Source organism: Melissococcus plutonius ATCC 35311 (assembly GCF_000270185.1).
GTDB lineage: Bacteria > Bacillota > Bacilli > Lactobacillales > Enterococcaceae > Melissococcus > Melissococcus plutonius.
Map to the genome: position 1 here is coordinate 1,148,131 of NC_015516.1, position 14,078 is coordinate 1,162,208.

Sequence of the window (14,078 nt, forward strand, 5' to 3'; positions counted from 1 at the left end):
TTTATTTCTTACAAAATTAAAACCTATATATTGTGAAAAAAATTTTAGTTTATTCACAAATAAAATACTCGAAATTTTTGATTAGCTTTGATATATTTTTAGTATGCCACACTTTATGTGAATTTGTAGCATATTAAAAATATATTGAAAGAGGGATTTTTAGTATATGAAAGTTATAGTTGTAGGTTGTACGCATGCAGGAACGGCTGCTGTTAAAAATATTTTGTCACAACATCCAGAGGCGGATGTAACAGTTTATGAAAGAAATAACAATATTTCATTTCTATCTTGTGGAATTGCTCTATATGTAGGTGGTGTTGTAAAAGATGCTAGTGGATTATTTTATTCTAATCCAAAAGAATTGGCCTCTTTAGGTGCCACAGTAAAAATGGAACATGATGTAGAGAATATTGATGTTGAAAATAGACAGGTAACTGCAAAAGATCTAAAATCCGGCAAGAAAGAAACAGTTTCTTATGACAAATTGGTTATGACTACCGGATCTTGGCCAATTGTTCCTCCTATCAAAGGAATAGATGCAAAAAATATTTTATTATGTAAAAACTATAACCAAGCAAATGTTATTATTGATCAGGCGAAAGATGCAAAAAAAGTAGTTATCGTAGGTGGTGGCTATATTGGTATCGAACTGGTTGAAGCATTTGTTGAATCAGGAAAAGAAGTTACATTGATTGATGGGCTTGAACGAATTTTAAATAAATATCTTGATAAGCCATTAACAGATATCTTGGAAAATGAACTAGTTGAGAGAGGCGTAAATTTAGCTTTAGGAGAAACAGTTCAAGAATTTGTTGCTAATGCTGATGGAAAAATTCAGAAAGTTGTGACATCAACAAAAGAATTTGAAGCAGATATGGTTATTATGTGTGTTGGATTTAAACCAAATACCAATTTACTAAAGGGTAAAGTGGATATGCTACCAAATGGTGCAATTAAAGTAAACGAATATATGCAAACCAGCCAGCCTGAAATTTTTGCTGCAGGTGACAGCACAGTTGTTCATTATAATCCTAGTAAGACAGATAACTATATTCCGCTTGCAACCAATGCTGTACGTCAAGGAATGCTAGTCGGCTATAATCTAACTGAACATAAATTGGCTGATCGTGGGACACAGGGTACATCAGGGCTATATTTATTTGGTTGGAAAATTGGATCAACAGGTGTTACAGTTGAAAATGCAAAAGCAAATGGTCTAGAGGTACAATCAACAATTTTTGAAGATAATTATCGACCTGAATTCATGCCAACTACCGAAAAAATTACGATGGAATTAATTTACGAAAAAGGAACAAATCGTATCGTTGGTGGACAGTTGTTGTCCAAATATGATATTACACAATCGGCAAATGCTTTATCTTTAGCTGTTCAAAACCGTATGACTGTAGAAGACCTCGCTTTAACTGATTTCTTCTTCCAGCCTCATTTTGATCGTCCCTGGAATTATTTAAATTTGTTGGCACAAGCTGCTTTAGCAGAAATCAACGCTAAATAGTTTTATTATATACTATCCAATTCCAATCATTTATCTGTTTATACATTTAGGTGATTGGGATTTTTATATTTTTATATGATAACAAGCTAGGTAGAGTTGTCAGAAAGATATTAATGAAATTATTTATTTTTTGGTCTTTTTCTCTTTATATGAACCAAATATAGCATTTATTTTTGATTTTTAATGAAAAAATTGAGATGCTATTCTTAACAAGAAAAATAGGAGGACAAAAAATTGAATAATTTACCGAAGTCATTACTTTTACGCTTGTTGTATGCACTAATTGGTGTAGCGATTTTTTCATTTGGATCTGCTACGTTAAGAATAGGCCAAGTTGGCTTAGATCCATTTACCGCCGCTAATATTGGTATTGGAGATAAGGTTGGTCTATCGTTAGGTGTCTACCAAGTAATAATAAATATTATTATTTTAATTTTTGTATTCTTCTTTGATCGTAAATATATTGGTTTAGGTACGATCATTAATATGTTTTTAACAGGTTTTTTTATTGATTACTTTACACCTTTTTATCAAAAATTAATCAATATTCCTATTAATCTAGTTACTCAAAGTATCTTATTAGTTTGCGGTATACTTATTTTTACTTTTGGTGCTTCGTTTTATATGAGTGCTAAATTGGGGAATGCCCCATATGATGCTATTGCTCCCTTAATTGTTGATTATACTCACAAACAGTATCGTATTATCCGTATTATTCAAGATGTTATCTTTCTTGCTATTGCTTTAGTTTTTGGAGGTCCGGTTGGTATTGGAACCATTATTAATGCTTTTTTCACAGGACCTTTGATCGCATTTTGGAACGACAAGGTCAATGGACCATTCATAGAAAAAACAGCAAAATAAATCTAGATATTCAACCTGTTTAAATAGAATAATAAACTATTTTTTAAATTATCATTTATATAAAATAAATGATTGAATTGTTTTTAAACATTGATTAATTAATGTTTAAACTATCACGTAGAATTAATAAAACAAAGCAAAGAAGTGTGTTACTTAGTTTAACAGAGATATTTATTAAATTTTATTTATATAAAATTTAATAAATATCTTATTGACTTCGTTTTCAAAAGTCACTATATTGTGAATAGAATAATAGAACTTGTTAAATAAGATTTTTATATGATCTACTGCATAAAGATAGAATAAAATGAAAAGCATATCATAGAGATATCTTTTAGATTCTATTATTTCTTTTATGCTTATCATACAAAATTAAAAAAAATAATATCATTATTGCTTTTATAGGTAAATACTTCATTGGATTAGATTCAATTATCTCTTGATGAAAATTTCTCATTAAAATTGAATATCTAGGTGGTTAAAATCAATCTTTATTTAAAATTTTTTTTACTTGTTGAAAAAGACTGGATTGATAGAATTAGTTATTTTATAATAGAATTTGAAATGTAAAACAATAAACAATAGTTATTTGAATAGGTAAGGAGATTCTTCATGAAAAAAAGGACAAAAATCACACTCTGTGTGGGACTTTTTCTTTTTTTATGTATAGCAACTGTTGGAAGTTATACTGTCGGTAAATTTATTGCAGGAAAAAAAGCGGCAGATGTACATAAAAAAATAGCAAAAGTTTCCGATGAAAATAAAGATTTTATTGGAGATAAAAGAATTGGAGAGGAAATTACCGTCATGCTTGTGGGAAATGATAAACGAGATGGAGAAAAAGAGGGACGTTCAGACTCCTTAATGGTTGGTTATTACAATATGAAAACAAAACAGCCAAAATTAATTTCCATCATGCGTGATTCTTATGTTCAAATACCTGGCCATGGATTGGATAAAATTAATGCTGCTTATGCTTATGGCGGAGCTTCTCTAACTAAAAAGGTATTGAATAATAGCTTTAAGTTACCAGTGAATTACTATGTTTCGTTGAAATTTGATGACTTTGTTCATATCATTGATGATTGTTATCCAAAAGGTATTAAAATAAATGCCGAAAAAGAACTTGATTTGGATGGCGTGCATATTATGCCTGGAAAACAGATAATGCATGGGAATACCTTATTACAATATGCTCGGTTCCGTAAGGATGAAGAGGGTGACTTTGGTCGTATTCGTCGTCAACAACAAGTAATGACTGCATTAACTAAGCAATCAAAAGATCTTGTTTCTTTAGTTAATTTACCAAAAGTATTAGGAGAAGTACTCGGTATTATCAATACAAACCTTTCTTCAGATGTTTTAGTCGATGTTGCAAAAGACTTTCTGCTTGGAAAAGTTAAAACAACGAAATGCCTATCCGTTCCTGTAAAAGGTAGTTGGAATTTTAACGACAATACGCCTTCTGGAAGTGTCATTGAAATTGATGAAGGAAAGAATGCAACGGCTATTTCAGATTTTTTAAAAAAAAGGATGATACCAAATGAAAAAAACAATAGCTAAACGATTTTTCATTGAGTGGTCCTTATTGCTTCCCTATCTAGCGCTTTGTATTATGGGTATTTTAATGATCTACAGTGCAAGTTCTTATAAGTTAATGGTTTCAGGTTCTGATCCTTTGAGCAAGGCGTTTAACCAATGTATTTCCTTTGCGATTAGTTTACTTTTGGTGTTTATTGTTTATCATGTAAACTTGGATCATATGAATAACAAAAAAATCGCAACAATCTTTTTATCTGTCACTTTATTATTATTGTTTGTTGTAATCATTGCTGGTAGGCATGCTGGGGGAGCACAACGTTGGATTTCAATTGGTTTTTTTAAATTCCAACCTTCGGAATTGGTTCCTCTGATCATTGTTTATTATTTAAGTGTTATTTTTTCAGAGAGAAAGTTTAATGAACCCATTTCTCTTAGAAAAACAAAAAAACCTCTGCTTTTTTGTCTTCTATTAGTCGCTGTTGTTACCTTACAACCAAATGTCGCTGGTGGTATCATGATCTTATTGGTTATCTTAGCCCTACTATTAGCAAATGGGTTTACACCAGGAATTACTGCAGCAATTCTGATAGGAATGATCGGCTTTAGACAATTAAGTATTTGGATAGTAGAGACAACTAACTTAAGTTGGTTACCTAAAAAATTTGGGTATTTGGCTTCTCGATTTCAGGTAATGCAAAATCCCTTTAAAGATCCAACCGGCAAGGGATTTCAGACTTCTAATGCTTATATCGCTATGTATAATGGCGGTTGGTTTGGTCGAGGCATTGGCAATAGTATTCAAAAAAAAGGATATGTACCTGCAGCAGATACAGATTTTATTTTTGCAATATGTATGGAAGAATTGGGTCTAGTGGGTGTTCTTTTGATGCTTGCTCTTGTTTTTTTCATGGTTTTACGTTTATTCCAACTGGGGATTAAGTCTCGCAATCTTTTTCATTCTAACTTATTAATTGGTTGCGGCACGATTCTTTTATTGCAAATCGGTGTAAATGTTGGCAGTATCTTAGGTTATATTCCAATGACTGGTGTTACCTTTCCATTTATCAGTTATGGAGGATCAAGTTTATTGATTCTTTCACTTGTTATTGGGTTAGCATTAAATATTTGTGGAACAGAAAAAAGACAAAGATGGGAAGGGAGGAATACAACGAAATGAAACATAGTTCCTTGAAAGATGATTTTATTCATTATGGATTATTAGTACCTGTTCTTTTACTTATTTTAGTAGGTTTTCTTGCTCAATATGGTGCTTTTCATGCAGATCCATCAATCAAAAACATTTCTCCACTTTTATTGAAACACCTACTTTGGACACTTTTAGGCTTGTTTTGTATGTTTTTATTGATGTTTATTCCGATTAAGTTTCTTTGGAAGGCTGCACCTGTTATTTTTGTAATTACCTTATTATTGATGGGACTATTGATTAAATTTTATGACCCTGCTATGGCAGAAGCAACGAACACAAAACGCTGGCTAAGATTAGGAAGTTTTACTTTGCAACCTTCAGAGTTTATGAAGATAGGCTATGTGTTAATGTTAGCTTATCTAGTTACAAGCCATCATATCTCCAGTCAAGTTAGTAAATTAACAGAAACAAAACAAGACTGGTGGTTATTTACAAAGATGACTCTGATCAGTTTACCTGTTGCCTTATTAATGTTTATTCAAAAAGATTTTGGATCTAGCTTAGTCTTTTTATCGATCTTTTTAGGTATTCTTATTATTTCTGGCTGTTCTTGGAAACTTTTATTACCTGTATTTGGTACACTTGGTATTCTGGGATTGTCAGGCATTCTATTAGTTTTTACCGAACATGGAAGAAGTATTTTAACTTATTTTCATTTTCAACCTTATCAATTTAATCGAATTAAATCTTGGCTAGATCCATTTGCCTATGCAGATTCGATTGCTTTTCAACAAGCACGAGGATTAACAGCTATTGGCTCTGGCCAAATGTTCGGTCGCGGATTAAATCATTTGAAAGTGTATGTTCCAGTTAGAGAATCAGATATGATTTTTACGGTCATTGCCGAAGCTTTCGGTTTTGTTGGAACTAGCATTCTATTATTATTATTCTTTTATTTGATTTACCAAATGTTGATTATTACATTTTCAGCAAAGAAAGAATTTTATGCTTATATTACGACAGGAATTATTATGTACTTTTTGTTCCATATCGTTGAAAATATCGGATCAAATATCGGATTATTGCCATTAACTGGAATTCCTTTACCTTTTTTAAGTCAGGGTGGAACTGCCTATATCACAAACTTTATAGCTGTTGGGTTGGTTTTATCTATGCATAGAGAAAAATTATTTGATAAACAAGAAGATGATGAAAACTATATGATTAATAGGCAAGTACATGCTTGATTGTTATCTGAATTTATAATAAAAAACTATGGATATAGGAGATCTATTATTCATAGTTTTTTATTTATTAAAAAAAGAAAAATACTGAGTAAGTTTTTAAGAGTAAGAAACAAACAAGCAGTATTTTAATTTATCTAATTAAATAAAAGTAATTTTTACCTTTATTTAATTAGATAATATTCATAATATCATGTGCAGATTGTTTGCTAATTAATAACTATTTCGATAAAAGATTCAGATAGTCAATTTACAAAAATAGTTCAATTCAACTATAAAAAGAAAATACGAGTAGTAAATCAAAAGACTGTTCTAATCAATTAATTAGAATGACTCCATATACAAATGATAAAAAAGATAATAAGAGGGAATAGAAGAAAAAATATTTATTCTAGTTTACATAATATACATTATACAAAGTAACTAGTTTTTCTTAATTTAGACTGAAATCATAATAAACGATAATTAGTTATAAAATTTTTATTATTAGTTTAGTTTATAGAAACAAAAAAACAGCAGAACGAATTTCGTTCTGCTGTTTTTTTCTGTTTTAAACAATGATTTTACTGAAAAAGAAACTTTTTAGTACCAACCATTATTCATCCAGAAAGTTTTTGCTTGTTCCCAAGAACCATAACGTTCTGAAACATAGTTTTCAGCAACTTTTTCTTGGTTTGCAGGTGAATAATCACCTTTTAAGTATGAAGCATCTAATTGATATCGACCTATGTATTTCCCATTTGTTGTATTGTATGAGCCACTTGATTCTCTTTGTGCAATCCATTCTTTTGCTGAATTTGAATCGCTCGTTGGCGCACTTGTTTGAGCTGGTGCTTGTTTTTGTACCGTTGATGCTGGTTGAGCAACTGGTGTTGCCTGCATAGTTTTTGGTGTAGCTACAGCTGAATCTACCGTTTTAATTTGTAATTGTTGACCTTCATAAATCATATTTATATTTGAAATTTGATTTTTGTTTGCAACTTCTTGTACATTTGTATGGTTTTTTGCAGCAATACTTGATAATGTATCTCCTGCTTGTACTTTATATAAACTGTCTGCATGAACATTTCCTGCTCCAAGACTTAATCCAATCCCTGCTGCTAGCGTAGTTCCTAATAAAATTGTTTTTAGTGATTTCATGTAAATGTGTAATCCCCTTTTAAGTAATTTATTATTCGCCGCTATCAACGACAAGGAATACTTTATCATTTATTTGTATTACATGGGTATTTTTACCATAACAACTTGTATCTTTTGTTACATTCTAATTTCATTTCTGTAAAAAACTGTTTTTTATTTAATTCTTTTTGTTGATATTAATAGAACACCAAGATGTATATTTAGTATTTTTAATTATATAATTCATTTAAACCTAAATTGTTGTAAAAAATAAGATTTTTTAATTAAAACAATTGATAGTGTATTCATTGAAAAATTGCTCACAGAAATAATAAACCAGCTAGCGTGTATGAGTTGAACGCCTCTCTTTCCATCACTCACTGATGTTCGATAAAAGAAGCTGTCAGGTATTGTGCTAGGTATTATCTTTCCCTCTCCCTCTTTCTCTACAACTATTAATAAACAATCACGTTGATTATCAAATACCTCCCCCAACTAAAAGGAATAACGAATGAATCATCTCTATTTATAACGTAAATTGCATAACTGTAATTGTTGCTCACATATCATGATATAATAGTAAAAAGGAGGAATAACATGAAAAATAAAATAATAACAGTTTTGTTATGTTTTAGTTTTTGGTTCATTTCACCATCTGCTGATGCAAAGGTTAAACAAGCAAATTTTAATTCAACAGCTAAAGATGAATTAGTTAAAGTAGTAAAGGTATCTAGAATTAACAACACTTCAGTGAAAAAATTGCAAGTATCCCATGCTGTTAATGTCGATCTATCTTTTCTTAATGAAGATCATTGGCTTGTTAAGTATAAACTATTAAAGCCTAATGTAACCTATCAGACAGGCGAATATGATTATCGCTATCAAACTGATGCTAAAGGAAGAATCAAGGAATTCAAAACAAATTCTTTGCAAAAAACAAAGCGTTCCGATCGTCTACCTCATGATCCAAATACACTAGACAAATTACCTGGTGATCATGCTGGACATTTGGCTGCTGATCGTTTTGGAGGTTCACCACGCTTGGATAATCTTGTTTCACAGGCATCACATGTAAATTTAAGTAGTTATAAACAGCTTGAGAACACCTGGGTTAAAGCAATTGAATTTGGACAACAAGTGGTTGTCACTGTTCAACTAGATTATGAAACAAATGCAAGACCTACAGCTTTTACAGTCAATTATTCACTCAATGGAGTGACAAATAATGTCTATATCATTAATCAAAATCCAAAATAGGTATAAAATCTAAAGATGGGTTGTTTTTAACTGAATACTAATAGTAGAAAGTAAAAATTGTTTTCTACTCTACTTGCTGATAATAAGTTGAACAGATAGAAATTTTTTATTTCTCTATCTGTTCTAACCTTCTATAATAATTAGTTTTATACTAAAAGTATAGAGATAATAAGAATTATTAAGTTACTAATTCCTATAATCACTAATGGTTTTATCATAAACTTCATCCATGTGGAATAATCTATCTTAGACATTTGTAATCCTCCCATAACGACTCCTGAAGTTGGTGTGATTAGATTAATCAGTCCACAGCCAGCTGTGAAAATCATAATCATAACACTTGCGTTTAACCCAATGTGGTTGGCTAAAGCACCCATTACTGGTATCGATACATAGGCTAATCCAGATGTTGAAGGAATTAAAATAGATAAGAATAGATATAATATATAAGCACCAATGACAAATAAAATAGGTGAAAAACCTTGTAAAATATTTGCAGAACGATCCAAAATAAATAAATCGAGATGGGTTGTTTGCATGATAATGGATGCACCACGTGCTACAACGATAATTAAAACAACTGATAAAATATCTTTAGAACCTACAATAAAGGTCTCTACAATCTCATTTTCTGTTAACCCATAAATAATTGAAATGATTAGACTAATTAAAAAAAACCACATTGCCAAATCACCAAAATACCAATTACCAAAACTTTGGCCTGTTAAAAAGGCTGTCCATCCTTTAAAAATAGTGACATTAAATGATTCCCAGGGAATAAGAGCAACGACCATGATTGCAAACGCAAATGCAAAAATAGTTAAAATAAGTTTTCGCTTATTAGTAAATGCTATCTCTTTTGTTTCAGGTTGTGAAAAAGAAGTATCCATATCTTCTTGTTCTTGTAAAGAAAGAATCGTTGATCCTTTATCTGCTTTTACTTTTCTCGCATACTTCATTACATAAAAAATACAATAACCAGTTGTCACTAACCATAAAACAACGCCAATCATCAAAATAATACTTGTATCTGGTTTAATATGAACACTTTTTAAGGCATCCATTGCAACACCTGTTGCAAAAGGATTGATTGTTGAACCGATAACACCTGCTCCTGCACCTAGCATGACGGTTGCTGCTGATACAATTGTATCAAAACCAGAAGCAACCATTGTTACTGCCAAAAGGGAATAAAAAGGAATAGTTTCTTCTGACATTCCATAAGTTGATCCACCAATTGAAAATAAAAACATTAGAATTGGAATTAAAACTAATTCATTGCCCTTCAATCTTCTGACAACATGCTGAATCCCCGCCTCTAAAGCACCAGTTTTAGTGACAATATTTAAAAATCCGCCAAGAATCAATACAAATACGCAGATATCGATTGCATCTCTAAAGCCATTGAATGGGGACATAACAAGATCTGATAGTCGAGCGCCCACAACATGATTCACCTTTTCAGTACCACCGGCTGGAACGGTTGGTGAAAATTTCTGACCAGAAAAAATCCAAGACACAATCGTTAATAAGATAAGAATTATAAATAAAATACTAAAAGAAGAAAGGGATTTTTTTTCTTTTTGCTGTTTATTAGCCATAATGATTTATATAAAAATAAACAAACGTTTAAATAAATTGATGATTATGTTAAATTTATGCTACGTTTGTTTATCTTTTCCTTTCTATAAAATTCGATTTATTGAGTATCTTAATACTTAAGCTTTTTAAAAACTTTTTAAATTTTTAATTTCATGATCTTACTCTACAAAATAGTTAGAATAGAAACGATTATTCACTATCCACTGACCATTATAAATAATCTGCTGAATAAACAATTTCAGTGCCTACGCTGATATTATTTTCATTGATTTCTTCTAATTTATCCAAGGAAGTAATAATTGCTCTACACATTGGATAGGCTTTGACATAGGCTATTGCAGCTTCAACTTTAGGCAGCATACTACCAGTCGCAAATTGTCCTTCTTTTTTATATTGCTCCATTTCTTCAATGGTTACTTTATCTAACCATTTCACATTCTTTTTACCAAAATTTAGAGCAACCTTTTCAACATCTGTTAAAATAATAAAGACATCCGCTTTGATTAATTCTGCTAATTTTTCAGAAGCAAGATCCTTATCTATTACTGCCTCTATCCCTTTTCCAGTTTGTTTCTCAATTGGAATACCACCACCGCCCGCACAAATGGTTATGATATCATTATTCACCAATGTATCTATACTATGGTATTCTTTGATAGAAATGGGTTGTGGACTTGGAACAACTTTTCGCCAACCTCTACCAGCATCTTCTTTATAGATTGTACCTGTTTCTTTCATCTGTTTTTGAGCTTGTTCATAGGTGAGAAAAGGGCCTATTGGTTTACTAGGATTTTTAAACGCTTGATCGTTTTGATCCACCATTATTTGTGTAATCAAGGTTACAACGTCTTTTTCTAGTTTATTCCGATTGAGTTCTTCTTTTAAGGCATTTTGTAGCCAATACCCAATACTTCCCTGCGTCATAGCAACACAAGTATCAAGTGGCATCGCTGGATTTTCCTTTGAGTTATCTGCTTGTTGTTGCAATAATAAATTTCCAACCTGTGGACCGTTTCCATGTGAGATGATCAGCTGTACACCTTGTTTTATTAATTTTACTAACTGTTTAGATGTCTCTATTAAGGTCGCTTGCTGAGCTTGTGCACTAGCATCTTTCGTTAGAATAGCGTTTCCACCAAGAGCAACAACAACTCTCTTTTTTGGCTGTTTCATAGCATTCATCCTTTCTGTTTCGCTATACTTTTGGAATGAATAAATTTCCTAACGTAGCTGCCATAATCGCCTTAATAGAATGCATTCTATTTTCTGCTTCTTCAAATTGCCTTGCATATTTACTTCGAAATACTTCGTCAGTAATTTCCATTTCACTGATACCATATTTTTCTTTTACTGTTTTTCCATATTGGGTGTTCGTATCATGAAAGGCTGGCAAACAATGCATTACAATTAGATTTCCACTGTCAGCATTTCCTGTTGTTTGTACCATATCCATATTAATTTGATAATCTTTCAATAGTTGAATCCGTTCTTGAAATTTATCTTCTTCACCCATAGACACCCATACATCAGTATATAAAATATTCGCTCCCTTTACGCCTTCTTCTACATTATCAGTAATGAGTAACTTACTACCTGATTTTGCTGCAAAATTATTTGCATAATCAACAATTGCCTTTTCCGGTTGTAATTGTTTTGGTGAACAAATATGAATATTTACACCTAAAATAGCACCTGTTACTAATAAACTATTTGCTACATTATTGCGACCATCACCAACATAAACCAGCGTAATATTTTCTAATGTATGAAAGTTCTCTTTCACAGTCATAAAATCAGCAATCATTTGTGTCGGATGCCATTCATCTGTTAAGCCATTCCAAACTGGAACGCCTGAATATTCTGCTAATGCTTCAGCTGTTCTTTGACTAAAACCTCTAAATTCAATGCCATCAAACATACTTCCTAATACCTTGGCTGTATCTTCAACAGATTCTTTTTTTCCAAGTTGGATATCGTTCGCGCCTAGAAATTCTGGATGTGCACCCAAATCAATAGAAGCAACTGTAAATGCAGCACGTGTCCGTGTAGAAGTCTTTTCAAATAATAAGGCAATATTCTTCCCTTCTAGATAACGGTGTGGAATGTTTCTTTGTTTTAAATTTTTTAAATGAAGTGAAAAATCAATCAAATAATTAATTTCTGCTTTTGTAAAATCTTTTTCTGCTAATAAGCTACGTCCTTGAAAAATTGAAGTCATCAGTTTACTCCTCCTTAATATTTAAATATCTTCTCGAACAACCGGCATGCTCATACAACGCGGTCCACCTCGTCCACGTACCAATTCACTACACGGAATATAGTTTAGTTTCACCCCAGCTTCTTCTAGTTTTTTATTTGTAATCACATTTCGATCATAAACAACTACTTCTCCTGGTGCGATAGTCAGTATATTTGAGCCATCATTCCATTGTTCTCTTGCTGCTGCTGTTAGATCATTGCCACCACAAGGAATTAATTGGACGGTCGGTAATCCTAGATAACGGCTAAGAATATTTTCAAGTTTATCTTTTTCTTCTACGATTTTTAATTTTCCTTTTTCCTTTGTAATTGAATAAACCGTTAACTCGCCTCTAATCTCTGGGTGAATCGTAAATTTATCGTAACCAACCATTGTAAAGACGGTATCCAAATGCATAAATTTCCTTTCTTCTCCAATGTTAAAAGCTAAAATATGTTCAAAATTCGGCTCATATTCAAAAACATTATGTGCAAGCGTGTCAATTGAAGCCACGTCGGTTCGTTGTGAAATGCCAACAGCTAATACTTTATCTGATAAAACTAGTTCATCTCCACCCTCTATTCGGGTAGGATAATCACGCCTATATAAATGATTGATTCGACTATTCTTAAACATTGGATGATGATCAAAAATATATTTTCCATAAAGCGTCTCTCTACGACGAGTTTCAGAATACATCCTGTTTAAAGAAACACCACCACCAATCATCGCAAAAGGATCTCTAGTAAAATAAAGATTTGGCATAGGATCAATAAAAAATGGGTAAACATCATCAACAATATCGGTTAGATCATTGGTATTTTTCAAAGTGAACTGATTCTTTCTAAGTCCTGCCATGGTATGATCAATAAATTCACGGGTATTTTCAATAGATAAGAAATAATCTCTAAGTTCTTTTTTTACTTCTTCTCCTTTAATATTTGCTTCGCTTAAATACTCATCAATAAATTGTTGTTTTATTTCATTTGAAGTTAAAGACTCAGCTGCTAAATCCTCTAAATATAAGACCTCTACTCCTTTTGAACGAAGTAGATCAGCAAATACATCATGTTCCTTTCTTGCTTGTTCTAGAAATGGTATATCATCAAAAAGTAAACGTTCAAGATAATCTGGCATTAAATTTTCTAATTCTTCACCCGGTTTGTGAAGTATTATTTTCTTTAATTTTCCAATTTCTGAAAATACATGAATGGGTTTGTCCATAAATAATCGCTCCTATCTATTATTCATTAATTTTTACTAAACTGTTTCAAAGTTAAATAAATGCAAAAGATTGATAATGATTAATAATAAATTCATCACTTTCTTTCTCATTGGAGAATAAAATCATCAAAAAATTTTTTTAGTTAGAATTGAACAATTTTGTTTTTCATTTAGCGCATTTTCTTTTTATTAAAATCATTGATAATAAAATAATTCCCATTACTAAATTTCAAATAGATGTAGTTTATTTATATTTTTTACATTTTTATAATTTTTTCGCTCCTTTCATTCATTATATTTTTATTTTAAAAGGAAAATATAATA

The 14,078-nt window shown here is 31.3% G+C and carries 11 protein-coding genes; 6 read left to right on the plus strand and 5 right to left on the minus strand.

The genetic code is table 11. The annotated features are described in order from the left end of the window. Positions 1-166: 166 nt before the first annotated feature. From MPTP_RS04880 to MPTP_RS04900, 5 genes are all read left to right on the plus strand, one after another. Complete coding sequence (locus MPTP_RS04880) at positions 167-1,516, plus strand: NADH oxidase (protein WP_013773977.1); 1,350 nt, start codon at positions 167-169, stop codon at positions 1,514-1,516. 234 nt (positions 1,517-1,750) lie between these two features. Continuing rightward, positions 1,751-2,380: a YczE/YyaS/YitT family protein gene (locus MPTP_RS04885; protein WP_013773978.1), complete on the plus strand. Its 630-nt coding sequence runs from the start codon at positions 1,751-1,753 to the stop codon at positions 2,378-2,380. Between the two features lie 612 nt (positions 2,381-2,992). Then, positions 2,993-3,943: an LCP family protein gene (locus MPTP_RS04890; protein ID WP_013773979.1), complete on the plus strand. Its 951-nt coding sequence runs from the start codon at positions 2,993-2,995 to the stop codon at positions 3,941-3,943. Next, a complete protein-coding gene (locus MPTP_RS04895) occupies positions 3,924-5,099 on the plus strand; it encodes an FtsW/RodA/SpoVE family cell cycle protein (RefSeq protein ID WP_013773980.1) in 1,176 nt (391 codons plus the stop codon). The genes MPTP_RS04890 and MPTP_RS04895 overlap by 20 nt, the downstream gene beginning before the upstream one ends. Beyond that, complete coding sequence (locus tag MPTP_RS04900; RefSeq protein WP_420896531.1) at positions 5,072-6,316, plus strand: FtsW/RodA/SpoVE family cell cycle protein; 1,245 nt, start codon at positions 5,072-5,074, stop codon at positions 6,314-6,316. Before MPTP_RS04895 ends, MPTP_RS04900 begins: the two co-directional genes overlap by 28 nt. Before the next feature lie 579 nt (positions 6,317-6,895). Here the strand turns inward: MPTP_RS04900 and apf are convergent. Further along, entirely contained in the window at positions 6,896-7,453 is a 558-nt protein-coding gene (apf, locus tag MPTP_RS04905) for an aggregation-promoting factor (protein ID WP_013773982.1), read from the minus strand. A 576-nt stretch (positions 7,454-8,029) separates the two neighbouring features. Between apf and MPTP_RS04915 the strand changes: the two genes are divergently transcribed. Beyond that, positions 8,030-8,689, plus strand: a complete 660-nt coding sequence (locus tag MPTP_RS04915; RefSeq protein ID WP_013773983.1) for a DNA/RNA non-specific endonuclease — start codon at positions 8,030-8,032, stop codon at positions 8,687-8,689. A gap of 146 nt (positions 8,690-8,835) precedes the next feature. Here the strand turns inward: MPTP_RS04915 and MPTP_RS04920 are convergent, their stop codons facing one another. The 4 genes from MPTP_RS04920 to arcA all read right to left on the minus strand — a co-directional run bounded on the left by MPTP_RS04920 (position 8,836) and on the right by arcA (position 13,754). Further along, positions 8,836-10,290, minus strand: a complete 1,455-nt coding sequence (locus MPTP_RS04920) for a YfcC family protein (RefSeq protein WP_013773984.1) — start codon at positions 10,288-10,290, stop codon at positions 8,836-8,838. Between the two features lie 211 nt (positions 10,291-10,501). After that, positions 10,502-11,464, minus strand: a complete 963-nt coding sequence (gene arcC / locus MPTP_RS04925; RefSeq protein WP_013773985.1) for a carbamate kinase — start codon at positions 11,462-11,464, stop codon at positions 10,502-10,504. 22 nt (positions 11,465-11,486) lie between these two features. After that, positions 11,487-12,509: an ornithine carbamoyltransferase gene (gene argF / locus MPTP_RS09580; protein WP_013773986.1), complete on the minus strand. Its 1,023-nt coding sequence runs from the start codon at positions 12,507-12,509 to the stop codon at positions 11,487-11,489. Between the two features lie 21 nt (positions 12,510-12,530). Then, positions 12,531-13,754, minus strand: a complete 1,224-nt coding sequence (gene arcA / locus MPTP_RS09585; protein WP_013773987.1) for an arginine deiminase — start codon at positions 13,752-13,754, stop codon at positions 12,531-12,533. Positions 13,755-14,078: the final 324 nt, after the last annotated feature.

Coding starts and splice junctions, on each gene's coding strand:
- arcA (WP_013773987.1), bottom strand. CDS start 13,754: ATGGACAAACCCATTCATGTATTTTCAGAAATTGGAAAATTAAAGAAA.
- MPTP_RS04890 (WP_013773979.1), top strand. CDS start 2,993: ATGAAAAAAAGGACAAAAATCACACTCTGTGTGGGACTTTTTCTTTTT.
- apf (WP_013773982.1), bottom strand. CDS start 7,453: ATGAAATCACTAAAAACAATTTTATTAGGAACTACGCTAGCAGCAGGG.
- MPTP_RS04900 (WP_420896531.1), top strand. CDS start 5,072: ATGGGAAGGGAGGAATACAACGAAATGAAACATAGTTCCTTGAAAGAT.
- argF (WP_013773986.1), bottom strand. CDS start 12,509: ATGACTTCAATTTTTCAAGGACGTAGCTTATTAGCAGAAAAAGATTTT.
- MPTP_RS04920 (WP_013773984.1), bottom strand. CDS start 10,290: ATGGCTAATAAACAGCAAAAAGAAAAAAAATCCCTTTCTTCTTTTAGT.
- MPTP_RS04880 (WP_013773977.1), top strand. CDS start 167: ATGAAAGTTATAGTTGTAGGTTGTACGCATGCAGGAACGGCTGCTGTT.
- MPTP_RS04895 (WP_013773980.1), top strand. CDS start 3,924: ATGAAAAAAACAATAGCTAAACGATTTTTCATTGAGTGGTCCTTATTG.
- arcC (WP_013773985.1), bottom strand. CDS start 11,464: ATGAAACAGCCAAAAAAGAGAGTTGTTGTTGCTCTTGGTGGAAACGCT.
- MPTP_RS04915 (WP_013773983.1), top strand. CDS start 8,030: ATGAAAAATAAAATAATAACAGTTTTGTTATGTTTTAGTTTTTGGTTC.